Here is a 22,386-nt window from a genome sequence, read left to right as displayed (position 1 = left end):
AACGGATCACAGCGATAAGAGTTGGGACAGCAGCAGGACGAACAGCAGGCCGAAGACACCGACGAGCGTTTCCATCAGCGTCCAAGAGCGGAACGTGTCCTGCAGCGACAGGCCAAAATATTCCTTGAACATCCAGAAGCCGGAGTCGTTGACGTGGCTGCACATCAGGCTTCCGGCGCCGATGGCCAGCACCATCAGGTTCGGGTCGACGCCCGAACTCTGGACGAGCGGGGCGACGATGCCGCCGGCCGTCACGCCGGCCACGGTGGCAGAACCAAGACAGATGCGGATCACGGTCGCCACCAGCCAGCCCAGCACCAGCGGAGACACCGGCAAGCCCGAAAGCAGCGCGCCGAGATCGGCGCTGACGCCCGATTCGACCAGTACCTGCTTGAGCGCGCCGGCGCCAGCGATGATCAGGAGGATCGGCGCGATCTCGCGCATCGCTTCGGCCGGGCCCTGCATCACGGTGACAAACGAGCGGCCCTGCGCCAGGCCGAGCGAGACGATCGCCACCGCGTACGACACGAGCATCACGACCAGCGGATTGGCAAAGAACGCCAGCACACCATTGAGATCAGGCCGCGCCATCGTCAGCAGCGTCGTCGCGCCCAGCAGCAGTACCGGCAGCAGCGCGGTGGCGAAGCTGTTGAACGCGCCGGGCAACTGCGCAATCGGCGCCTGCTGGCTTTCCTGGAAGATGGCGGCCGGTTTGGCCTGAATGCGCGTGAGCGTCATGGCGAACACGGGCCCGGCGATGATCAACGTCGGCACCGCCACCAGGATCCCGTACAGCAGCGTGGTGCCCATGTCGGCGTGGATCGCGGCCACCAGCGCCACCGGTGACGGGTGCGGCGGCAGGAAGCCGTGCGCGATCGACAGGCCCGCCAGCAGCGGGATCGCCAGCGCCACGGCCGGACGCCCGGAGCTGTAGACGAGCGAGAAGATCAGCGGCACCAGCAGCACGAAGCCGACGTTGTAGTACAGCGGGATGCCGACCACGAAGCCGGTGATCGTCAGCGCGATCGGCAGGCGGCGCGGCCCCAGCGCATCGACCAGGCAGGTGGCGATGCGGCGCGCGGCGCCGCTGTCGGCGATCAGTTTGCCGAACACCGCGCCCAGGCAGATGATCACCACCAGGGAGCCGAGCAGGTCGCCGATGCCTTTTTCGATGGCGCCGGGGATGCGCGCCAGCGGCACCCCCAGCAGCAGCGCCGCCAGCAGCGACGCTGCCACGAAGGCCAGCAGCGGCTGGACCTTGCCCCACGCGATCAAGAGCGTGAGCAGGCCCACCGCCAGCAATACCGAGACGATATCGAGCATGCCGCCGGCCGGTCAGAAGCCGTAGCGCAGGCCGGCCCGGTACGTGCGACCGACCACGTCGTACAGCGCCGGGTTGATGCCATAGCTGGCATTGGTCTGCGGCGCCGGTTCCGGGTCCTTGTCGGCCAGGTTGTCGATCTTGAAGTACAGCTGCAACTGCTTGGACACGTTGTAGCTGCCGCCCAGGTCGAAGTAGGTCGCGCCCTTCATCCGGTTGTTGTAGATGGTCGGGTGGATCAGCGTCGATACCGGGCAACCGGTCTGGCACTCGATGAAGTCGTTGCGGTAAGTGCCGTCACTGACCCAGCGCTCGGTCAGCGTAAGGCTGAGCTTGTCGTGCTCCCAGCTTTGCTGCGCCAGCACCTTCCACTTCGGCGTGTTGCCCATGTTCGAGCCGGCCGCATCCACCGGGATCGTGCCGACCACGCCCGTATCGGTGATGAAGTGCAGGTTGCGCGTGCCCAGCGCGCGGAACGTGAAGCGTCCCGGCAGGTTCAGGCGCTCGAGTCCCGTGCGGTACGAGGTTTCGATATCGAAGCCCTTCGTGTGCAGCGAAGCGAGGTTGAAGTTCTGCACCGTGACGTAGTTGTTGCCCGGGTTGTTGAGCACCATCGCCGCGCAGATTTCCTGGTTGCCGGCCACGCACAGGTCGACTTCCTGCTGGATCGTCAGCGCCGCGATCACGCCCTTGACCTTGATGTCGAAGTAGTCGAGCGACACCGAGAAGCCGGGCGCCCACGTCGGCTGGCTCAGGACGATGCCGAACGAGTTGTTGCGGGCGATCTCGGGCCGCAGCGCCGTGTTGCCGACGGTGCGCTCCTGCACGCTGATCGTGTTGCCCTGGTATTGCACGACATTGTTGACCACCACCGGCGCGGCATACAGCTCGCTCAGGTTCGGTGCGCGCACGTCTTTCGACGTCACGCCGCGCAGGCGCAGGCCGTCGACCGGCGTTTGCCAGGTGGCGCCCATCTTCCAGCTGCCCACGCTGCCGGCGGTGCTGTACTTGGTTTCGCGGTCGGCCAGGTTCAGGTTTGCTTCGCCCCAGGTGGCCGATTTCAGCAGCGGGATGTTCAGCTCCACGTAGGCTTCACGGACGTTGTAGCTGCCGTCGCCGTTGTGGAAGTTACCGGCGTACCAGTTGTTGCCGACCGTGGTGTCGAGCAGCGGGTCGACCGGATACATGGCGTTGTTCGGCGACGCAGGCGACACGCCGTTGCCGTAGGCGTCGCCGCGCACGCGGTATTTCTCGCGGCGGTATTCGGCGCCCGTGGCCACCGACACCGGACCGGCCCAGCCTTCGAACAATTCGCCATTGATGTTGAAGCTGCCGACATCCTGGCTTTGCGTGGTGCGCTGGCGCGGGCCGTTTTCGGGTGCGATGTAGGCCCAGGCGGCTGGATCCACCGCGTTGTTGCCGATGATATTGAGCGGCACGCAGCCCGATGCGGCGGCCACCGGATTGCGGCAGACGATCTGCCCGTTCGGCGCCCGCACGGCGTCGATCGCGGCGTTGTAGCGGCGGTTGATCGTCATGTTGTTGGCGTCGAGATTGGTCTTGTTCTCGCCATGCGTGATATAGGCGTCATACCCCCACGACTTGCCGAACAGGTCGAACCGGCCTTCGGCGCCGATGACGAAGCGGCGCTGGGTGCGGGTCGGTTGCACGTCGATGTTTTCAGGGAAGATCGCGTTCGCGGTGCCGTACTGGAAGCTGGTGATGTTGTTCTGCGCGCAGGCGGCCAGGATCGACGCCGGCAGGAACGGGTTCGCGCACTGGATGGTCAGGTTGGCATTCTTGGCCGCGCCCGGGTTGGGCGAGAAGCGCGAGGCGACCTGGCCGTAGTTGGCGGTGAAGTAGACCTGGTTGTTCGCATCGAGGTCGTACGAGACGCGGGTGTAGGCCACCTGACGCTTGAAGTTCATGGCCAGGTTGGTGCCCGAGCCCACGCTGCCGCTCAAGTCGCCGCCGATGCAGAACGGATTGACGCAGCCGGTGACGGCGCCCGTGCCGGTCGGCCGGCCGTTGGAGCCATACTGGAACTGGTACGGCACGCCGCCGTCGCCGAACGCGGTGCCCTGCAGCGGGCCGTTCGTGATCAGGCCATATTTCGAATACTGGTACTGCTGCGCATTCGAGATCACGCGGTATTGCGGCAGGCCGTCGCCGGTCTGGTTCAGGGGCCGCACCGAATAGGCCGGGTTCTGGTACCAGGTGCGGCCGTTCGGGCCCATGCCGCCGATGCCGGGCGATTCGATCCCGTTTTCTTTGGTGAATTCGCCGCTGGCCGTTACGTGCAGGCGGTTGTCGAGGAAGGCCCGGCCCCAGGCTGCCTGCACCGTGGCGCCGCGGTCGTCGTCGTACTTGGTCTGGCCAAGCTGGACATTCGACTTGAAGCCGGTGAAGGTTTTATCGGTGACGAAGTTGACCACGCCGCCCACGGCGTCCGAGCCGTACGACGCCGAGGCGCCGCCGGTGACGACGTCGACGCGCTTGACCAGCAGTTGCGGGAACTGGCTGACGTCGGTGACGCCCGTGACGTTGGCGCCGACGACGCGCTGGCCGTCGAGCAGCGTCAGGGTCCGGATCGTGCCCAGGCCGCGCAGGCTCAGGGAGCTCAGGCCCTGGATGCCGCTGCTGGTGCTGTTGGTGCTGGTCGTGCGGCCCGTGCTGCCCTGCAGCGCCGGCAGTTCGGTCAGCGTGTTGAACAGGTTCGGCTTGGCCGCCTTTTCGAGGTCGGCGGCGCTCAGGCTGGTGGTGGGCGTCGGCTGCGAGAAGCCGCGCGCGGCGATGCGCGAGCCGGAGATGCGCACCACGGACGTGGAGACCGGTTCTGCCGCTGCCGGCGTGGCCTCGGGCGCGGTCGCCTCGGGTGTGATGTCGCTGGCAGGCTCGGTTTGCGCCTGCTGGGCGTGGGCGGCGGCGCCGACCATCCAGCAGGCGCTGGCAACGGCCAGGCTGATGAGAGTGCGTTGAACGGGTGTGCGCATGATGGTTGTCTCCTCGATGCTCGTTGGATGAAAGCGCGCCGCCTCTATGGGTGGGTGGCTGCGCCCGCTGGCAAATCGGTAAGGGCTGCGCTTGAGGTCAGGCGCTGGCCGTGATGCGTTCGATCAGCGCCTGCGGCGCCAGTGTGATGTCGAGGGTCAGGCCGGCTTCATCTAGCTGCAGCGGCTCGAGGATCCGCAGCTGGCTCTCGAGCAGCGACGGCGGCATATAGTGGCCGGGGCGGCTTGTCATGCGCGTGGCAATCAGCTCGCGCGGGCCGGCCAGGTGGACGAAGCGCAGGGCAGGATCGGCGTCACGCAGCAGGTCGCGATAGCGCCGCTTCAACGACGAGCAAGACAGCACCAGGCCATGACCCTGTTCGCGCGCGGCGCGGATTTCGCCGGCCAGACTGGCGAGCCAGCCGGCGCGGTCATCGTCGTCGAGCGGGATGCCGGCGCTCATCTTGCTGACGTTGGCGGGCGGATGATAGGCATCGCCTTCGAGGAACGGGACGCCGTCGTGGGCGGCCAGCATGGCCCCCACCGTGCTCTTGCCCGATCCACTGACCCCCATGACAACCCAGCGCAGGGCGGGGGATGTGCTGCTTGCCGACATCGTATCTCCTCAATTCGTTAGCGCTAACATCGCGCTTTTTTTCAGTGTTGTCGAGCTTATGAAATTTGTAAACCAGATATCGATGTTGCAACGCAATGCAATCTTGCGGCGTAGCGCCGGTGTCTCGCAGGAAATTTCGAGGTTGCGCAGGGCCGCTGACTCGACGCGCGAGGATGTGACTTGATAGCGCTATCATTGCTGCGATGCGCCAACGTCATGACAGGAGTGTTGTATTTACTCTACGGGAGAGGCCGGCCGGGGCGCAGATCGCCCCCGGCCAGTGACTTATTCTTCGTCGACGATCGAGTAGACGTCGCCGGCGGTGGCGCCGGCATCGGGTCGGCGGGCCCGCAGGTCGCGGTAGACGGCGGCGCGCATGATCATCATCGACACCACGGGCGCCGTGAGCAGGATGAACAGCGTGATGATCACTTCATGCACGACGGGCCGCGATTGCGCGACCGTGAAGTACAGCATCGAGGCCAGCAGCAGGCTGCCGGCGCCGATCGTGACCGTGATGGCCGGCCCGTGGATGCGCTGGTAGAAGGTGCGCAGGCGCAGCAGGCCCAGCGCGCCGATCAGCACGATGCTCGCGCCCACGATCAGCAGCAGCGAGACGACGAGGGCAGCCCAGTCGGGCAAGTGTTCGATGCCATTCATTCGATGATCTCCCCGCGCATCAGGAACTTGGCGATCGCGATGGTCGAAACGAAGCCGACCAGCACGATGAGCATCGCCACCTCAAAATAGATTTGCGTGCCGAAGCGGATACCCAGCACCAGCGCGAGCAGCATGCCGCACATCCACAGGGTATCGAGCGCCAGCACGCGGTCGTGGGCCGAGGGCCCGATCAGCAGGCGTATGGCGCACAGCAGCATTGCCGCCATGGCGCACACGAGGGCGTAGCCGATCGACAGTTCAAGCAGGGTCGCCATGGGGGCCTTTCTTCTCGAAGATTTCAATCAGGGGTTGCTCGTAGCGGGTCTGGATGGTGTCGACCCACCAGGCTGCATCGTGCAGGTCGAACACGTGCAGGACCAGCTCATGGGTGTCGGGCTGGATCTCGGTCCATACCGTGCCCGGCGTCATGTTGATCAGGCACGACAGCGCGGCCAGGCCGTACTCGTCGCGCATCGTCAGCGGCACGCGGATGAACTCCGATTTGAGATTGGCGTAATCGGCAAACAGGATCACGCGGCTGACGTTGAAGCATGAGCGCACGACCTCGACCGATGCAAAGCCGAGCAGGCGCAGCGCCACGACGGGTGCGCGCATGCGCGGGTAGCCGAGCGGGTTGAGATGCCGCGTCAGGATCGGCGCGGCGATGCCGAGCAGGGCGCCGAGCAGGACGTGGCCTGGGTAGAACGTCTGGTTCAGCAACAGCCACAGGCCGCACAGCAGCAGCGAGACGACGGGGTGGGGGAGCCAGCGCTTCATGGCGCCTCCGGTGTCAGGTTGATGGTGGGGGCGGGCGATGAGGCCGGCCCGGGCAGGCTCGGCTCGGACAGTACGCGGCCGATATAGGTTGCCGGGCGATGGATCGCGTCGCTGGCGCGTGCCAGGTAGCCAAACAGCGCATTGGCCTGGATCGTCATCCCGATCGCCAGTCCCAGCAAGAAGATAATCGGCATCACTTCGGTGCGGTGCAGCTTGGGCGGCACCAGCACGCCACTGGCCCAGAAGGTGCGCACACCGAAGCGCATCATCGAGATCACGGCGATCAGGCCCGACAGCACGATCAGCGCGATCAGCACCCAGCCGGCGGTCGGGATCGTCGTCGGCCCCGTCATGACGCCGTTTGCGGCCGTGGCCACGACCTGCGGATGGAGCACCGCATGGAACATGCCGAACTTGGCGATGAAGCCCGGCAGCGGTGGCAGCCCGGCGATCATCAGCGCGCATGCAGCGAAGGCCAGCGACAGGAACGCCATCACGGCCGGCACGCCGCGTCCGACTGGTTCGACCGGTGCGTCTTCGACTGCGTAGGCTTCCATGGTCAGCGCCAGCATCGCCGAGCGCGGCGTACGGATGCGGTCGATCAGCTCGATCAACAGCAGGAATGCGGCCACCGCGAGCGTCGAGCCGATCAGGTAATAGATGCCGGCCGTGACCAGGTTCGGCTGGCCGTAGCCAATTACCGCCAGCAGCGTGCCGGACGAGATGATCGCCGCGTAACCGGCCATGCGCCCGGCCGTATCGGTCGAGAGCATGCCGGCGGCGCCGAACACGATGGTGGCCATGCCGCCGTACAGCAGCGCGTCCTGGCCAAAGCCGGCGGCGGCGCCGGCGTCGTCCGAGAAGATCAGCAGCCACAGGCGCAGCACGACATACGCGCCGACCTTGGTCATCAACACCAGCATGGCCGCGACCGGCGGCGACGCGGCGGCGTAGGTGGTCGGCAGCCAGAAGCCCAGCGGCCACATCGCGCTCTTGGTCAGGAAGGTCAGCGCCATCATCGTCGCGCCGATCTTGAACAGCGCCAGGTCGTCGCCCGCCAGCAGCGGCACGCGGCCCGCCACGTCGGCCATGTTCAGCGTGCCGGTGGTCGCGTAGATCAGTGCCAGGCCGAGCAGGAACAGCAGCGCGGCGGCCAGGTTGATCGCGATGTACTGCATGCTGGCGCGGATGCGCTCGGCGTTATACCCGTGCAGCACCAGGCCGTATGAGGCGGCCAGCATCACTTCGAAGAACACGAACAGGTTGAACAGGTCGTGCGTCAGGAAGGCGCCGTTGATGCCCATCAGCAGGAACTGGAACAGCGTGTGGAAGTGCACGCCGATCCGGCCCCAGCGCTGCTTGGTGAAGTGCAGCGAGGCCAGGCCCAGCAGGGCGGTCAGCAGCAGCATGATGCTGCTCAGGCGATCGGCCAGCAGCGCGATGCCGAACGGCGCACTCCAGTTGCCGGCGAGGTAGATGCCCATGCCGTCTTGCCAGGCGCCGCCGTCAGTGAAGTGAACCAGCGCCAGCGCGTTGGCCACGAGGCCGAGGATCGAGGCGTAGCTGAGCCAGAACTTCAGGCGGTGCCAGCCCTGCGTGAGCGGGGCCAGCGCGGCGCCGACCAGCAGCGGCAGTATTACCGGCACCAGGATCAGGTGCTGTGTCCAGTGCAGACTCATAAATCGGGCTCCTGGCCGTCAACGTGGTCGGTGCCGGTCAGGCCGCGCGAACCGATCATCACCACCAGGTACAGCGCGGTGGTGGCAAAGCCGATCACGATCGCGGTCAGCACCAGCGCCTGTGGCAGCGGGTCGGCCAGGATCGCCGGGTTAGGCAGCGTGCCGGCCGGGGTAAGCGGCGGCGCATCGATCCACAGGCGGCCCATCGCGAAGATGAACAGGTTGACGGCGTACGACATCAGCATCAGGCCGCACAGCACCTGGAAGCTGCGCGGACGCAGGACAAGCCAGATGCCGGAGGCGAACACGATGCCGATGGCAAGCGAAAGAACAAGCTCCATCAGAGGATCTCCTTGGCAGGTGGAATGGTGACGCGCGTGGCGTCGGCGGCCAGGCGGTGGCTGCGCAGCGACTGGTGGGCCAGCGCGACGAGCGTGAGCATCGTCGACCCGACGACCACCAGGAACACGCCCAGGTCGAACATGAACGCGCTCGGCGCGTGCAGTTCGCCCAGCACGGGCAGGTCGAGGTGGGCCGTGTGGCTGGTCAGGAACGGGTAGCCGAGGAACCAGGCGCCGATGCCGGTGAAGCAGGCGCAGAACAGGCCCCACGAAATCCAGCGGTGCGGGCGCAGGCGCAGGTGCGATTCGACCCAGTCGGTGCCGGCGACCATGTACTGCACGATCAGCGCGGTGGCAAAAATCAGGCCGGCGACGAAGCCGCCACCGGGCAGGTTGTGGCCGCGCATGAAGAAGTAGGCTGCCATCACGCCCATCACCGGCAGCAGCAGGCGCAGGTAGACGGCCGGGATCATCAGGTAGCCGTGGCGCGCCTGCGCAGCCGGCGCCTGGTCCTTGGTCGGATCGACGTCGCTGGCCTGCTGCACGGGAATCGCGATCGATTCGGTCGCAGGGCGGAAGCGGCGCAGCAGCGCGTACACGGTCAGTGCCACGGCCGACAGCACGGTCACTTCGCCCAGCGTATCGAAACCGCGGAAGTCAACCAGCAGCACGTTGACCACGTTCGAGCCGCCGCCTTCGGTCAGGGCGCGCAGCACGAAGAATTCGCCGATCGACGGCGGCGGGCTGCGCATCAGCACCGCATAGCTGGCCGCAGCGATGCCCAGGCCGCCGCCGACGGCGATCAGGCTGTCGCGCGAGCGCCGGAACCACGTGCTTGGCGGCGCCTTCGTCAGCTTGAGCACCTTCGGCACCAGACGCGGCGGCAGCCAGCGCAGGCCGAGCAGGATCAGCACCGTGGTCACGGTTTCGACCATCAGCTGGGTCAGCGCCAGGTCGGGCGCCGACAGCCAGACGAAGGTGATCGCAGTGACGATGCCGGTGCCGCCGACCATGCTCAGCGCCGCCAGGCGGTGGTACTTGGCCTTGTAGGCCGCGCCGGCAGCGCAGGCGGCGCCGATCAGCCACAGCACGGCGAACAGCGGTTCGATATTCAGCAGGTTCACGGGTGGCAGGCTGAACCATGGGTCGACCAGCAGCAGCGGCACGACGATCATGAACGACATCAGGACCAGCAGTTGCGGCTGCAGGCGCCGGGTGCCGGTCAGGCGGATGATCCAGGTTGCGCCCAGCGACAGCGCCAGCATCGTGCTCTCGTAGGCTTGCGCGCCTTTCAAGCGGTGCAGCACCGGCACCCGCGTGCGTTCACGCAGGTCGTGACGGCGCAGCAGCACCCAGTACAGCAGGGCGCCCAGCACCAGCGCCGCGCCGCTCATCCCGAGCGCCAGGTTGAAGCCGTGCCAGATCGCCAGATCGTAGGCCGGCATGGCCGCGCCCAGCACGGAGCTCGAGGCCACAGCCAGGATGTCGCCCACCACGCGCTCGGGCATCACGCCCACGGCGATGCACAGCACCACCAGGCATTCGACCGGGAAGCGCATCCAGCGTACCGGCTCGTGCGGTTCCTGCGGCAGATCCTTGGCCAGCTGGCCGAAGAACACGCTGATGAAGCGCAGCGAATACGCCACACTGAAGATGCCCATTGCCACGGCTGCATACGACATCTTCCAGTCTTCAGTGCCGCCCACGTGCGCGGTCTCGGCAAAGAACATCTCCTTCGACAGGAAGCCGTTCAGCAGCGGCACGCCGGCCATCGAGGCCGATGCGACGATCGCCAGCGCGGCAGTGACGGGCATCGCGCGGCGCAGGCCGCGCAGCACGCGCATGTCGCGGGTGCCCGTCTCGTGATCGATGATGCCGACAGCCATGAACAGCGAGGCCTTGAAGATCGCGTGGTTCATCACGTGGAAGATCGCCGCCACCACCGACAGCGGCGAGCCGATGCCCAGCAACACCGTGATCAGGCCCAGGTGGCTGATGGTCGAGTAGGCCAGCAATCCTTTCATGTCGTTCTGGAAGATCGCGAAGAAGGAACCCAGCAGCAGCGTGATGACGCCGGCCCCGCCGATCAGCCAGGTCCATTCGGGCGTGCCGCCCAGCGCCGGCCACAGGCGGATCAGCAGAAATACGCCGGCCTTGACCATCGTGGCCGAGTGCAGGTAGGCCGACACGGGCGTGGGCGCGGCCATCGCGTGGGGCAGCCAGAAGTGGAACGGGAACTGCGCGCTCTTGGTCAGCGCGCCCAGCGCCACCAGGATCAGGGCCGGTAGGTACAGCGAATGGGCGCGGATCCGGTCGCCGGCGGCGAGCACCGCATCGAGCTCGTAGCTGCCGACGATGTGGCCCAGGATCAGCACACCGGTGAGCAGGCACAGGCCGCCGGCGGTGGTGACGGTGAACGCCATGCGCGCGCCGCGGCGGGCGTCGTTACTATCTTGCCAGTAGCCGATCAACAGGAAGGACGTGAGGCTGGTGAGTTCCCAAAACACCACCAGCTGGATCAGGTTGCCGGACAGGACCACGCCCATCATCGAACCCATGAATGCCAGCATGTAGGCATAAAAGCGCGCCACCGGATCCTGCTTGGACATGTAATAGCGCGCGTACAGGATCACCAGGAGGCCAATGCCGAGCACCATGATCGAGAACAGCCAGGCCAGGCCGTCCATGCGCATGATGAAGTCCAGGCCGAACAGCGGCAGCCACTCATAGCGCTCCAATACCACCTGGCCGGCGCCGAGTTCGTCGAATTTGGAGATGGCGATGATGAGCGCCGCCAGAGTGAACACGCCGGCAACGGCGGCGGGCCGGTTGCGCGATGTGTTGGGCAGGCAGGCGGAAATGATGGCGCCCGCGAAGGGGAGAAGGACGAGGAGGATCAGTGGCAGTGAGGTCATCGACATCATCCTTCGGGGCAGTGCGACATGTAACGGCGTGCGCACAGGCGCAGGGCAGGTTGGTGCTGGTTCATGGTGTTCTCCGGCGCGCGCATGCGTACTGCATGCGCCGCGCCATGGGCGTGCGTCGCCGGCGCCACGGGTACGTTACGTACCGGCGTGGTCACCAGCGAGGGTGATTGTTGGTTGGTTGGGTGCCAGATGGCATCCGGCAGCCTGGCAAAGCAGGCGTGCAGATGGTTGGCAATCAACGATCCGGGGGGCGTAGTTGGGCTAAATTCTGGCATGCGCCGCCTCGTGAAATACTTCTCGGAATGCGACACTCTACCGTAGTTGACGACCTGACTACAACGCGTTTCGTCGTTTATTTCGATTTTACTGCTTGTAACTTCGGGTGCAGCGCAACAAATTCGTGCATCAAGCCGTGATGTTCAGCACCGGTTCGGCGGCTTCATCGACGCCATACGTGGCGCGCACTTCGGCGGTCAGCGCGTCCTGTGGATCGGCTTCTTTTGCCGCCGCCGCCTTCGTCGCGGCAGCCGCTTCGGCCTGCTGGCGCAGCTTGGTGTCGTAGGCGGCTTGCTCGTCGTCGCTGACGGTCTTGTCCGAATTGGTGTCGGCCTCGGCGACGTAGTCGTTGGTCGTCGAAGACGTGGCGGACGTGGACGTTGATGCGGCGGGTGCTGCGCCGCCGGTTGGGGCCGCTGCTGCCCCTATGGCAGCCTCGCTCGAGGCTTCACTCCCTGTTGCCGTGGTCGTGTCGCTTTCCGTGCCTGCTTCGGCCACCGCGCGCTGCACGCGCGACGCATCGGCCTGGGCGTTCAGCTGGTCGCCCAGGCGCGCGCTGGCGGCCGATTCGGCGCTCTGGGTCGGCGGCGCAGCGCTGTCCTGGTCGTCCGTCGTGGGGGCCGGGCCAGGGGTGGCAACCATCTCATCGGGCGTTTTCCTGGCGGTCGGTGCGTAGGTGGCCTGGGTTGCGGTGCTGCTGCTGATGCTGGAAACCATGATGTTTGTCCTGTGGCGAATCGTATCTCTTTAACGGCTTGAGACTGACTGTGCAACAGGGCGGCAAATGTAAAGCGGCGTAAAGCTGGCCCGCAGGTAGCCGTCCCGGTTCGATACGAGGGCTGGTAGGATGTCAGGCTCGTCCCGGCCAACACGGCCAGGCCGATTCAACCAACCTGCGCTCTCCATGATGACGTCTTCCTTTACCCGCACGCGGCGCCAGCTGGTACGGCCGCTACTGCTGGCGCTGGCGCCGATCGTGCTGATCATGATCGCTACCGGCGTCGTGCGCTGGACCAACCTCGGCATCGACCTGCCCACCCCGGTCTGGTTGTTCATCTGGAGCAAGCTGGTGATCCTGACCGTGGTGGCGTGGCGCTTTGCCTGGCAGTGGTACCGCGAGGACGCCACGCGCCGTTACGGCGAACCGGGCGCCAGGTAGTCCTTCAGTGCCGCGACCACCAGCGCATGGTCGTCCGGTCCCGGCAACCCGGACACCGTCACCGTGCCGACCACGCCCTGGCCGCGCACGATCACGGGGAAGGCCCCGCCGTGGGCCGCATAGTCGCGCATGTCCAGGCCCGGCAGCGCATCATGGTCGCCCCCGCCCTGGCGCACTTCATTGTGGGTATAGAACGAGCTGTGGCCGGTGCGCCCGACCAGGTTGTTCTTGCGGCGGATCCAGTCCGCGTGATCGGGCGAAGCGCCCGGCATCGCCTGCTTGAACAGCACGGCGTCGCCGCGCGTGACCTGGATCGTCACCGTCTTGCGTTCGCGCTCGGCGCGCGCAACGAGCTGCGCGCCGACGGCACGCGCGGTGGCATCGTCGAAGCGGTCGAATTGCAGCTGCTGTTCTTCGCGCAGCAGCGCGGCAAGCGAGACGGTGGCAGTGTCGGTCATGGCATGGGGTGTGAGCGCGGATAGCGCCGCGGTCACGTACACCAGCGGCGCGTTCCAGTTGATGGCGACCTCGTTGGCGGCGTAGCTGCATGCGTGGTCGAGATAGGACAGCGCCGGCAGCTTGCTGGGATACGGCGGGCAATCCTTGGCGTCCTGCTGGCCCGGATTGGGGCCGCCGGCCAGCCAGCCCGGCACCGGCGCAGCCACGCCATCGGCCATCGACGGCCGGTGGTGCGGATGCATGACCGGGCGCGCGCCAAAGCCCGTAACGAACGTGTAGCCGGTGGCGTTGCGGCCCAATACGTAATCGAGACTCGACTGCGCCGCCTGCAGATAGGCCGGCGTGCCGTTGATGCGGTAGGCCTGCAGCAGCATCATGCCCTGGTTCAGGATCACCGCATTGCTGCCCCAGACGATGTCTTTTGATGCCAGCGGCACCCGGTAGCCGCCATCGGCATGTTTCGCGAGCTGGCTGGCCAGCGCGTCGATGCGGCGTTCGATCAGCGCGCGTTCGATGCCGGGCTTCAGGCGGTCGCGGTGGTGTACCAGCGACATCCAGCCCAGCGCCGCCACATTGTCCCAGGCCGGTGTGGTGAGCGCGGCATCACGCCGCATGAAGGCCTGCGCATACGTATCCTGTCCGGTCGCGATGAACAGTTCGGCCGCCGCCCAGGCGAATTCGTCGGCCAGCTGCGCGTCGCCGTATTCGCCAGTGACGACATCCTTCGGGTTCTTGAAGACGACGTTCGGGTGCGCTTCGGCCCAGCGCCACGCAGCCTGCGCCGCCACCAGCATGCGCTGCGACAGGCCGGGCCACTTCGCGTCGTACGGCGCCAGCACGCGGCTGGCGGTGGCCATCGTGGCGGCGAAATCGAGCGCCGCTGCCGTGCTCTTGGCCACCACGTAGCGCGGGGTGGTCGACGCCGCGTGCGGCATCACGATCCCGTCGAAGCGCAGGTTGGTGAGCTTGTGGTACACGCCGCCATCGGCCGGGTCCTGCATCGTCAGCAGCCAGTCGAGGTTCCACAGCGCCTCGTCGAGGATGTCGGGCACGCCGTTGCCGGATTCGGGAATGCCGATATCGCGCTTGAAGACATCGGGGAAGTGCTCGAGCGCGGCCAACAGCGTGTAGGTCGAGATGCCCGAGTTGACCACGTATTTGTTGTAGTCGCCGGCGTCGTACCAGCCCTTGGGACTGGCGATGACCGTGCCTTGCGGGCGGGCTTTGGATGCTGCCGACGCGTGCACCAGCACCTTGTCGTCGGGATGGCCCGCCGGTCGCGCCCACGCGCCGGCAAATTGTGGCGTGAGGTCAATCGCACTGCGGTTGAAGTAGAACACCTTCAGGGCGGCGTCGCCCAGCACGCGGTAGCCATCCTGGGCAACCGTGAACGGATCGGAGACTAGGCTGCCGACGCGCACGCGATAGGCGCCGGTCTGCGTCAGCGCGCTGAAGTCAGCCACGCGCACGGTTTCGCCCGACGGCGCCCAGCGGCTTGCTGCGCCCAGCGCGCCATCCAGCACGACCTTGCCGTCAGCGTCGACGACCTCGAACCGGTTCGCACCGACCGCCTGCGGGATGACGGCCAGCTTGTGCGATTGCGGCAGAAAGCCCACCGCATTGACCTTGATTTCCGCAGCCCCGGCGCCGGCAGCAAGCGTCAGCAGCGCCGTGGCGAGCACGGTGCGCTTCATGCCGGCACCGTCTTGCCATCCGTGTCGATGCCTGCCGCCGGCGTGCTGCCGTCGTCGTGATAGAACGGCGCGTACCAGGTGGCGATGAACGACGGGATGGTCGCGACCATCACCAGGCCGAAGTAGGCGACGTACCCCATCATCTCCTGCAGGTGGCCGCTGATGACGCCCGTGACCATGCCGCACAGGCCCATCAGGCCTGTGCCGAACGCGTAGTGGGTGGTCGTGTACTTGCCCGGTGCGAGCTGCTGCATCAGGTAGATCATGAAGCCGACCGCGCCGAAGCCGAAGAAGAACTTTTCGATGGCCACGCCCAGCGTGATCAGCACCAGGCTCGATGGCGTGTAGATGCTCATGACCAGGAAGGCGACGTTCGGGATGTTGATCGCGCAGCACAGCACGAACAGCGTCGACTTCAGGCCGCGCTTGGCGACATACAGGCCGCCCAGCAGCGAGCCGACCAGCACCGCGGCCAGGCCATAGGTGCCGTAGATCAGGCCCAGCATCTCGTTGGACAGACCGAGGCCGCCTTTCGAGGCCGGGTCGACCATGAAGAACGGGCCGATCTTTTCCAGCAGGCCGACGCTGAAGCGAAACAGAAATGCGAACGCGATCATGCGCCACACGCCGCGCTTCTGGAACAGCGTGACGAAGGCGTCGACCAGGATGCGGCCGGCGTCCTTCGCGCTCGATGGCGTATCGGCGGCGCGTGCGCCTTCAGGCATGAAGCGCCAGTGCCACAGCGCCATCAAGAGCGTCAGGCCGCCGACGAGCAGGAAGATGATGCGCCAGGCATCGATCCAGTCCGGGCCGAACACGCCCGGATCATGGCCGAACACGTGGGTGTGCAGGTAGCCGCTCAGGTAGACCATGCCGCCGGCGGCGACGATCGGCCCGATATTCCACGACAGGCTCTGGATGCCGCAGTACAGCGACTGCGCGCGCGCGTCGAGCGACGTGACGTACACGCCGTCGCTGGCGATGTCCTGCGTCGCGCCGATGAACGACAGCGCAAAGAAGATCGCCATCAAAAACGTCATGTAGCCGGGCAGTTCCATCAGCAGCGCCACGCCGGCAAAGCCGGCGCCGATGGCGAGCTGCGAACACAGGACAAAGAACTTCTTGGTGCGGTACATCTCGACGAACGGCGCGAACAGCGGCTTGACCGTATAGGCCAGGATCAACAGGCTCGAATACTGGGCCGCGCGGCCGTTGTCCATGCCCAGATTCTTGAACATGATGGCGGTGACGCTGGTGAGCATCACGTAGCCGAGCGCCATCGTGAAGTAGCCGGTCGGGACCCACAGCAGCGGTGATACGGTTTTGGCAGGGCGCATGATCGATCCCGTTGATCAAGCCTTGATGCGGCTGGCGATGAATTCGCGGTACCACAGCGCGCTGTCCTTCAGCGTGCGCTGCTGGTTCGCATAGTCCACGTGCACGATGCCGAAGCGCTTGGCGTAGCCCGAATTCCACTCGAAGTTGTCGAGCAGGCTCCAGAGGAAGTAACCGCGCACGTCGACGCCCGCATCCATCGCGTCCTTGAGCGCGGCCAGGTGGCTGCGTACGTAGGCGATGCGCGCCGTATCGTGCACGCGGCCGTTTTCCAGCACGTCCGGATTGGCCATGCCGTTTTCGGTAATGTACACCGGCGGCAGGTCGGGGTACTCGGCCTTGAGTTTCAGCAGCAGTTCGGACAGGCCTTCAGGGAAGATTTCCCAGCCCATGTCGGTCACGCCGTGGCGCGCCGGCGCTGGCACGGGCGGCGTGCTGGCGCTGCACCACGAGCGGAAGTAATAGTTCGAGCCGAGGAAGTCGATCTTCTGGTGGATGATGGCGAGGTCGCCGTCAGCAACGACGGGGGCGTTCTCGCCATGGCCGCGCAGCGCCAGTTCCGGGTAGCGGCCCTTGAAGATCGGGTCCATGAACCATTGCACCGAGCGTGCATACTCGAATTCGGCCATGTCGCGGTCGGCCTGCGAATCGGTGGCCGCATCGGCCGTCCACTGGTTCAATACGATGCCCAGCTGCGCGCTGCTGCCAACCTCGCGCATCGCGCTCATGGCCAGGCCGTGCGACAGCAGCAGGTGGTGCGAGACCTGGATCGATTGCTTCAGATCGGCCACGCCGGGGGCGAACTGCGCATTGCCGTAGCCCAGGTTGGCCGTGCACCACGGTTCGTTGTGGGTGGCGATGGCTTCTAACCGGTTGCCGAAGCGGCGCGCGATTTCGCGTGCGTAATCGGCGAAGCGGTAGGCGGTCTCGCGATTGAGCCAGCCGCCGTCGTTCTGCAGGCCTTGCGGCAGGTCCCAGTGGTATAGGGTCGCGTGCGCGCGGATGCCTTTGGTTTCCAGTTCGGTCAGCAGGCGGTCATAGAAATCGAAGCCCGCTTCGTTCCAGGCGCCCTTGCCATCCGGCTGCACGCGCGCCCAGGCGAACGAGAAGCGGTAGGCGTCCACGCCGATCGAGGCCATGATGCCGACGTCTTCCTGGTAGCGGTGATAGTGGTCGCAGGCGACGATGCCGTCGCTGCCGTCCTTGATATTGCTCTGGTCCAGGCAGAAGGTGTCCCAGATCGACGGCCCCTTGCCATCGACGGCGGCAGCGCCCTCGATCTGGAAGGAACTGGTGGCCACGCCCCAGGTGAAGTCGGAAGGAAAGTTGTTGCGGAAGTCGAAGTCGGGGCTGTTGGTCATGGAACTCTCGGATCACTGCTGGGGCAGATTCAGGTCAAACAAAAAAAGCAGCGCGCCCACCGGGCGCGCTTGCCATGCTTCAGCTTTTAGAAATCAAAGCCGGTATTCACGCCAACCGTACGTGGTGGCTTGTACTGCGCCAGCCAAGGGCCGAAGCCGTTGAAGGCGCTGGTCTTGATCTTCTTGTCGCCGACGTTTCGTACGAAGGCGTCGACCCACCATTTGTCCTTCGCGTAGCGCAGGCCAAGGTCGGCGCTGGCGTAGGCTTTCTGGCGGTCTTCTGAACCCAGGTCGAATACGCTCAGGCTGACTTCATCCTCGTAGCGCGCCGTGATGCGCGGCACCAGGGTAGCACCATCGGCCAGGCGGAACGTGTGCTGGTACTGCACCGTGGTCGAGAACTTCGGTGCGTGCGGCAGCTTGTGACCGCTCACGTCCAGGCAGGTCTCGATGCGGGTGTCGACCGTGCACGGCGGCAGCGCATAATCGTTCGAGCCGGCGACCAGGTGACCGAGCTTGGTGTCGAGCACGGCCAGTGCGATCGACAGGCGGCCGTCTTTTGCGATACGGGCGGCGATCTCGGTTTCCAAGCCCATGACCTTGGCGCCATCGGCGTTCTCGATGGCCAGGCCACGGCTGCCGTCAGAGAAGCTGACCGGCGAATTGAACTGGAAGTCCTTGAAGTCCATGTAGAACAGCGCGTTGTTGATACGCAGTGCGCCATCCATGAAGGTGCTCTTCGAACCGATCTCGAAGTTGGTCAGCGTCTCTGGCTGGTACGGCAAGCCGCGATCCTGCACGCCGCCCGCCTTGTAGCCGGTCGACACGCTCGCATACACCATATTGCTGCGGTCGATGTCGTAGTTCACGCGCACCAGGCCGGTGGCCTTGTTGTCGCTGTAGCGGCCATCGTTCGGCACGCCGGCCTGGTAGCCGTTGACCGGATCGCGCGGATCGATCTGCGGATTGAGCGGCAGTTGTGGTGCGCTGGCGTCGTACGCCCAGGTGTAGCCGCGGCCGCCAATGTGGACGCGCTTGTCGTGGGTGTAGCGCACGCCGCCGGTCAGGTGCCAGGCGTCGGTGATGTTCCAGGTGGCCTGGCCGAAGACGGCCGAGTTTTCCACGGTCTGGTCAGGCTGGATGAATGAGCCCTGCCATGCCACGGTGCCGTCTTCGGTGCCATTCATGCCGCCGATGTCGAAGCGGATATTGTTCTTTTCCTTGCCGTAGTAGGCGCCGACCTGCCAGTCGATGGCGCGCGTGCCGACCGACTGCAGCAGCACTTCGTGGCTGTAGCTGCGGTAGTTGGAGTCGGTTGTGGTGTGTTCCTGGAACTTGCCGCCCGAGATGATCGAGGTCGGGAGGATCGTGCCGCCGTCCTGGTCGAAGCGCATGTCGCCGCTGTACTTGGACCAGCCAGCCACGTATTGCAGCGCGAGGTCGGGGCTGATGTCCCAGCTCAGGCGGCTGCGCACATTGTCGCTGTCACGGTTGACCCATGGCGACGAGTCGGACAGCGTCGACCAGTGGTCCTGGCCCGCACGCGGCGTCTGCATCAGGTTGGCGCTTGGGGTGCCGCGGTCGATGAATTTTTCGTAGGCGATGTTCCAGCGCAGGTTCGGCGCCAGATGCCACAGCAGCGACATGCGCGCTGCCGTCTGGTCCTGGGCGCTGTACTTGTCGCCGCCAGAGACGTAATTGTTTGGATTGATCGGGCGGAAGCCGGCAGCGGCGCCGCCGGCGGCCAGATAGGCAGCGCGCTGTTGCGCGATCGACGGGTTCGGGAATTGCTGGTAATCGACGTAGCCATCATGACGCTCGTGCACGACGGCAAAGCGCAGTGCTGCCGTTTCGGACAGCGGCACATTGACCGCGCCACGCGTGCCGATGCGGTTGTAGTCGCCGATACCGCCTTCAACATAGCCCGAGCGGCTGTTCAGCTCTGGCTTGACGGTCTGGATATTGACCGCGCCGACGGTGGAATTGCGGCCCCACAGCGTGCCTTGCGGGCCGCGCAGCACTTCGATGCCTTCGACGTCGAACAGCAGGGCAGTGGCGCCTTCGGCGCGCGGCGAATACACGTTGTCGACGAACGACGCGACTTCAGGATCGGCGTACTCGGTCTTGGCGCTGTCGTTGCCAATGCCGCGCAGCGTCATCGTGGTCACGCCGTGGTCACCCTGGGCCGTGGCCTGGAAGCCCGGGACCAGTGCGACGACGTCGAGCAGGGTCTGGACATGGTTGTCGGCCAGCGTGGCGGCGGTCAGCGCGGTGACCGCGATCGGGGTGCGTTGCAGCGAGGTCGAGCGCTTGGTGGCGGTCACGACCACTTCGGCGATGCGGCCATTGTCGACGACTGCTGCCGGGGTGGCGGCGGCAGGCGACGCCGGATCCGCAGCCGATTGGGCCTGCGCCGTGCCGATGCTGGCGAGCAGCGTCAGGATGGCCAGGCGGATAGGGGCGGACGAGGGCGTACGGACCCCTGCCAGTTGGGGCGTCATGGTTGTCATGCTTGTCTCCGATATAGTTTTATGGATGCTGCTTGCATTAGGACTGATAAGAAATCGGTTTCATCAATCTTGAAAACGGTTTCATAGTAATTTCAACGGTAAAAAAATGTCAATTAGTATTTATGATAGGGAGTAGCGGGTTTGTTGCAGGTCAACGACGGATTGTTTATGAAAGCGTTTCATAAGCATCTTCCAGCGGCCGTTTTATGTGGAAGCTGCGTGATATACTTCAAGCAACAAATTGCCCCGGACCTGTCCAGAACGCTTCATGAAAAACATCGAGAGCGGTATCACCACGCTGTACCAGGTCGCCAGCAGGGCAGGCGTGTCGCCGGCCACGGTCTCGCGTTTCCTGAACGGCACCGCCAAGGTGTCGGACGACAAGCGGCGCACGATCGAGCGCGTCATCGATGAGCTCAACTACAAACCCAACCGTCTGGCGCAAAGCCTCAAGATGGGCAGCACCAACACAATCGGCGTACTCACCCAGTCTCTGGAGAGTGGTTATTTCAACCGCGCCATGGTCGGCATCGAAGATGCGGTCAAGGCCTCCGGCTACGCACTCTTGATCATGAGCGGCCACTGGCATGCCGACGAAGAAGCCGAGCGGGTCGAGCTGTTGATCGGGCGCCGCGTCGATGGCGTGGCGATCCTGACCGGCAATATGAGCGACAAGCAGATCCTCGACTTTTCGCGCCGCGTACCGATCGTGGCGTTCGGGCGCGAAGTGCAGGGCGAGCGTACCCAGGCGTTTTGCCTGGACAACTACGGCGGCGCCTGCGAAGCAGTGGAATACCTGATCAGTCAGGGGCACCGGCGCATTGCCCATATCGCCGGGCCACCCGATCATCGCGACGCGCGCGAGCGCCTGGCGGGCTACAACGACACGCTGGCCAAACACGGCATCGCGAGCGACCCACGGCTGGTCGTGACGGGCGACTTCAGCGAGTCAAGCGGCCTGCTGGCACTGAACAGCCTGTTGGTGGCCAATGTGCGTTTCAGCGCGATCTTCGCAGCCAACGATTTGACGGCCTATGGCGCGCGCCTGGCCCTGTACCGGCGCAATATCCGCGTACCCGAAGACATCTCGCTGGTCGGGTTCGACGATCTGGAAAGCTCGATGTACACAACGCCGCCGCTGACCACCGTGCGCCAGCCGCTGTATGAAGTCGGCACCGGGATCGGGCGGCGCATGCTGGCGATGCTGGGGCATCAGCAACCGGCAGCCGATGTGCCGGGGTTGAGTCTGGTCGTGCGGGAGTCAGTGCGGCTGGTGTGAGCGCTGTGTTGTCAGCGCGCTCAAGCAGCTTGATAAAAATCGCTTGCTATTAAATAGCGAGCTATGTAATATGCTGTTCATGGCAGCGCCGAACGTACCCCGGAACGGGCGAGCGGGTCGGCGGGCCAAGGCAGCAACCCATTTAAATAGCGCGCTATATAATAGCGTTAAACAGTTCGGCGGGCATCCGCCACCCTTTCAAGGAGTCTCATCATGGCAATCGAAAACGTTCTCTACCGCGCCAACGCCACCGCAACGGGTGGCCGCGAAGGCCGCGCCGTGTCGTCGGACAGCGCACTGGATGTGAAGCTGACCACCCCGAAAGAACTCGGCGGCAATGGCCTGGCTGGCACGAACCCTGAGCAATTGTTCGCCGCCGGCTACTCGGCCTGCTTCCTGGGCGCGATGAAATTCGTCGCCAACCGCGACAAGCTGAAGATTTCGCCGGACGTCGCCGTGGAAGGTACGGTCGGCATCGGCCCAATCTCGACCGGCTTCGGTATCGAAGTGCTGCTCAAGATTAGCCTGCCAGGCGTGCCGGCCGATGAAGCGCAAACGCTGATCGACCGCGCGCACATCGTGTGCCCGTATTCGAACGCGACCCGCGGCAATATCGATGTGACGCTGCAACTGGTTTAAGACACGTTGCCTGGGAAACCAGGATGGTGTCGATGACGAAAATGGCTGCCCGAGGGCAGCCATTTTTTGTGCCGCTGCACGAAAAATATGCGGTACTTTCAAGCCGTGATTTAACAATTGGTGCAGGCATCGTCTGTTTGACCTGACATAATCATTTTATTCCCCAAAAAAAATCTTCATGTGGCTCTTTGCTTTGCTGAGCAAGCGATTCAGATACCGCAAAAACAGCGATATCTGGCGCATTTTGGTGCGATGCATCAAATGCCTGCCTGCAAACTGCAATCGCCTTACAACGCAAGGGGAGCAATAAATCGTTACATATCCCTTGCTTTACGAGCTTTTCGCCTACCAAATGATATGCAA

18 protein-coding genes are annotated in these 22,386 nt (G+C 64.9%); 3 read left to right on the top strand and 15 right to left on the bottom strand.

Translation table 11 applies throughout. From position 1 onward, the window contains the following. Positions 1–6: 6 nt before the first annotated feature. The 11 genes from ACZ0AJ_RS18970 to ACZ0AJ_RS18920 all read right to left on the bottom strand — a co-directional run bounded on the left by ACZ0AJ_RS18970 (position 7) and on the right by ACZ0AJ_RS18920 (position 12,304). Positions 7–1,323 carry a gluconate:H+ symporter gene (locus ACZ0AJ_RS18970; RefSeq protein ID WP_499455969.1) on the bottom strand — a complete coding sequence of 439 codons (1,317 nt, stop codon included), beginning with the start codon at positions 1,321–1,323 and terminating at the stop codon, positions 7–9. A 12-nt stretch (positions 1,324–1,335) separates the two neighbouring features. Further along, positions 1,336–4,314, bottom strand: a complete 2,979-nt coding sequence (locus ACZ0AJ_RS18965) for a TonB-dependent receptor domain-containing protein (protein WP_499455968.1) — start codon at positions 4,312–4,314, stop codon at positions 1,336–1,338. A gap of 97 nt (positions 4,315–4,411) precedes the next feature. After that, on the bottom strand, positions 4,412–4,927 hold the full coding sequence (locus tag ACZ0AJ_RS18960; RefSeq protein WP_499455967.1) for a gluconokinase: 516 nt from the start codon (positions 4,925–4,927) through the stop codon (positions 4,412–4,414). A gap of 285 nt (positions 4,928–5,212) precedes the next feature. Beyond that, positions 5,213–5,587: a monovalent cation/H(+) antiporter subunit G gene (gene mnhG / locus ACZ0AJ_RS18955; protein ID WP_183555196.1), complete on the bottom strand. Its 375-nt coding sequence runs from the start codon at positions 5,585–5,587 to the stop codon at positions 5,213–5,215. Further along, the gene (locus ACZ0AJ_RS18950) at positions 5,584–5,862 is read right to left on the bottom strand and encodes a K+/H+ antiporter subunit F (RefSeq protein ID WP_183555197.1); all 279 of its coding nucleotides are present in this window, start codon (positions 5,860–5,862) and stop codon (positions 5,584–5,586) included. The genes mnhG and ACZ0AJ_RS18950 overlap by 4 nt, the downstream gene beginning before the upstream one ends. Beyond that, entirely contained in the window at positions 5,846–6,364 is a 519-nt protein-coding gene (locus ACZ0AJ_RS18945; RefSeq protein ID WP_183555198.1) for a Na+/H+ antiporter subunit E, read from the bottom strand. Before ACZ0AJ_RS18945 ends, ACZ0AJ_RS18950 begins: the two co-directional genes overlap by 17 nt. After that, the gene (locus ACZ0AJ_RS18940; RefSeq protein WP_258838024.1) at positions 6,361–8,043 is read right to left on the bottom strand and encodes a monovalent cation/H+ antiporter subunit D; all 1,683 of its coding nucleotides are present in this window, start codon (positions 8,041–8,043) and stop codon (positions 6,361–6,363) included. Before ACZ0AJ_RS18940 ends, ACZ0AJ_RS18945 begins: the two co-directional genes overlap by 4 nt. Continuing rightward, entirely contained in the window at positions 8,040–8,384 is a 345-nt protein-coding gene (locus tag ACZ0AJ_RS18935) for a Na+/H+ antiporter subunit C (protein ID WP_183555200.1), read from the bottom strand. The genes ACZ0AJ_RS18940 and ACZ0AJ_RS18935 overlap by 4 nt, the downstream gene beginning before the upstream one ends. Beyond that, positions 8,384–11,299, bottom strand: coding sequence for a monovalent cation/H+ antiporter subunit A (locus ACZ0AJ_RS18930; protein ID WP_499455966.1), 2,916 nt, complete (start codon positions 11,297–11,299; stop codon positions 8,384–8,386). The genes ACZ0AJ_RS18935 and ACZ0AJ_RS18930 overlap by 1 nt, the downstream gene beginning before the upstream one ends. Positions 11,300–11,304: 5 nt before the next feature. Continuing rightward, complete coding sequence (locus ACZ0AJ_RS18925; protein WP_499455965.1) at positions 11,305–11,586, bottom strand: hypothetical protein; 282 nt, start codon at positions 11,584–11,586, stop codon at positions 11,305–11,307. 130 nt (positions 11,587–11,716) lie between these two features. Continuing rightward, the gene (locus ACZ0AJ_RS18920; RefSeq protein WP_499455964.1) at positions 11,717–12,304 is read right to left on the bottom strand and encodes a hypothetical protein; all 588 of its coding nucleotides are present in this window, start codon (positions 12,302–12,304) and stop codon (positions 11,717–11,719) included. A 187-nt stretch (positions 12,305–12,491) separates the two neighbouring features. Here ACZ0AJ_RS18920 and ACZ0AJ_RS18915 point away from each other — a divergent pair, with 187 nt between their 5' ends. Beyond that, positions 12,492–12,746: a hypothetical protein gene (locus ACZ0AJ_RS18915; protein ID WP_499455963.1), complete on the top strand. Its 255-nt coding sequence runs from the start codon at positions 12,492–12,494 to the stop codon at positions 12,744–12,746. On the opposite strand, the gene ACZ0AJ_RS18910 is transcribed toward ACZ0AJ_RS18915, so the two are convergent. From ACZ0AJ_RS18910 to ACZ0AJ_RS18895, 4 genes are all read right to left on the bottom strand, one after another. Beyond that, on the bottom strand, positions 12,722–14,899 hold the full coding sequence (locus ACZ0AJ_RS18910; protein WP_499455962.1) for a heme-degrading domain-containing protein: 2,178 nt from the start codon (positions 14,897–14,899) through the stop codon (positions 12,722–12,724). The genes ACZ0AJ_RS18915 and ACZ0AJ_RS18910 overlap by 25 nt on opposite strands. Further along, positions 14,896–16,236 (bottom strand): MFS transporter, encoded by a 1,341-nt coding sequence (locus ACZ0AJ_RS18905; RefSeq protein WP_183555206.1) that lies wholly within the window; start codon positions 16,234–16,236, stop codon positions 14,896–14,898. Before ACZ0AJ_RS18905 ends, ACZ0AJ_RS18910 begins: the two co-directional genes overlap by 4 nt. Before the next feature lie 15 nt (positions 16,237–16,251). Further along, a complete protein-coding gene (locus ACZ0AJ_RS18900) occupies positions 16,252–17,595 on the bottom strand; it encodes a GH1 family beta-glucosidase (protein ID WP_499455961.1) in 1,344 nt (447 codons plus the stop codon). 86 nt (positions 17,596–17,681) lie between these two features. Further along, entirely contained in the window at positions 17,682–20,105 is a 2,424-nt protein-coding gene (locus ACZ0AJ_RS18895) for a TonB-dependent receptor (RefSeq protein WP_499455960.1), read from the bottom strand. Positions 20,106–20,373: 268 nt separating this feature from the next. Between ACZ0AJ_RS18895 and ACZ0AJ_RS18890 the strand changes: the two genes are divergently transcribed. Beyond that, the gene (locus tag ACZ0AJ_RS18890; protein WP_332531334.1) at positions 20,374–21,384 is read left to right on the top strand and encodes a LacI family DNA-binding transcriptional regulator; all 1,011 of its coding nucleotides are present in this window, start codon (positions 20,374–20,376) and stop codon (positions 21,382–21,384) included. A 213-nt stretch (positions 21,385–21,597) separates the two neighbouring features. Beyond that, positions 21,598–22,023, top strand: coding sequence for an organic hydroperoxide resistance protein (locus tag ACZ0AJ_RS18885; RefSeq protein ID WP_499455959.1), 426 nt, complete (start codon positions 21,598–21,600; stop codon positions 22,021–22,023). Positions 22,024–22,386 lie beyond the last annotated feature (363 nt).

This window comes from Telluria sp. AC161 (assembly GCF_979258535.1).
The sequence above is the reverse complement of the archived record's forward strand: the minus strand, read 5'-3'. Positions and strand labels throughout refer to the sequence as shown.

Bases quoted from the DNA above. Each gene is read 5' to 3' on its own strand.
- ACZ0AJ_RS18890 (WP_332531334.1), top strand. From the start codon at position 20,374: ATGAAAAACATCGAGAGCGGTATCACCACGCTGTACCAGGTCGCCAGC.
- ACZ0AJ_RS18895 (WP_499455960.1), bottom strand. From the start codon at position 20,105: ATGACAACCATGACGCCCCAACTGGCAGGGGTCCGTACGCCCTCGTCC.
- ACZ0AJ_RS18970 (WP_499455969.1), bottom strand. From the start codon at position 1,323: ATGCTCGATATCGTCTCGGTATTGCTGGCGGTGGGCCTGCTCACGCTC.
- ACZ0AJ_RS18960 (WP_499455967.1), bottom strand. From the start codon at position 4,927: ATGTCGGCAAGCAGCACATCCCCCGCCCTGCGCTGGGTTGTCATGGGG.
- ACZ0AJ_RS18940 (WP_258838024.1), bottom strand. From the start codon at position 8,043: ATGAGTCTGCACTGGACACAGCACCTGATCCTGGTGCCGGTAATACTG.
- ACZ0AJ_RS18900 (WP_499455961.1), bottom strand. From the start codon at position 17,595: ATGACCAACAGCCCCGACTTCGACTTCCGCAACAACTTTCCTTCCGAC.
- ACZ0AJ_RS18950 (WP_183555197.1), bottom strand. From the start codon at position 5,862: ATGGCGACCCTGCTTGAACTGTCGATCGGCTACGCCCTCGTGTGCGCC.
- ACZ0AJ_RS18930 (WP_499455966.1), bottom strand. From the start codon at position 11,299: ATGACCTCACTGCCACTGATCCTCCTCGTCCTTCTCCCCTTCGCGGGC.
- mnhG (WP_183555196.1), bottom strand. From the start codon at position 5,587: ATGAATGGCATCGAACACTTGCCCGACTGGGCTGCCCTCGTCGTCTCG.
- ACZ0AJ_RS18920 (WP_499455964.1), bottom strand. From the start codon at position 12,304: ATGGTTTCCAGCATCAGCAGCAGCACCGCAACCCAGGCCACCTACGCA.
- ACZ0AJ_RS18965 (WP_499455968.1), bottom strand. From the start codon at position 4,314: ATGCGCACACCCGTTCAACGCACTCTCATCAGCCTGGCCGTTGCCAGC.
- ACZ0AJ_RS18905 (WP_183555206.1), bottom strand. From the start codon at position 16,236: ATGCGCCCTGCCAAAACCGTATCACCGCTGCTGTGGGTCCCGACCGGC.
- ACZ0AJ_RS18945 (WP_183555198.1), bottom strand. From the start codon at position 6,364: ATGAAGCGCTGGCTCCCCCACCCCGTCGTCTCGCTGCTGCTGTGCGGC.
- ACZ0AJ_RS18910 (WP_499455962.1), bottom strand. From the start codon at position 14,899: ATGAAGCGCACCGTGCTCGCCACGGCGCTGCTGACGCTTGCTGCCGGC.
- ACZ0AJ_RS18925 (WP_499455965.1), bottom strand. From the start codon at position 11,586: ATGCCAGAATTTAGCCCAACTACGCCCCCCGGATCGTTGATTGCCAAC.
- ACZ0AJ_RS18935 (WP_183555200.1), bottom strand. From the start codon at position 8,384: ATGGAGCTTGTTCTTTCGCTTGCCATCGGCATCGTGTTCGCCTCCGGC.
- ACZ0AJ_RS18885 (WP_499455959.1), top strand. From the start codon at position 21,598: ATGGCAATCGAAAACGTTCTCTACCGCGCCAACGCCACCGCAACGGGT.
- ACZ0AJ_RS18915 (WP_499455963.1), top strand. From the start codon at position 12,492: ATGATGACGTCTTCCTTTACCCGCACGCGGCGCCAGCTGGTACGGCCG.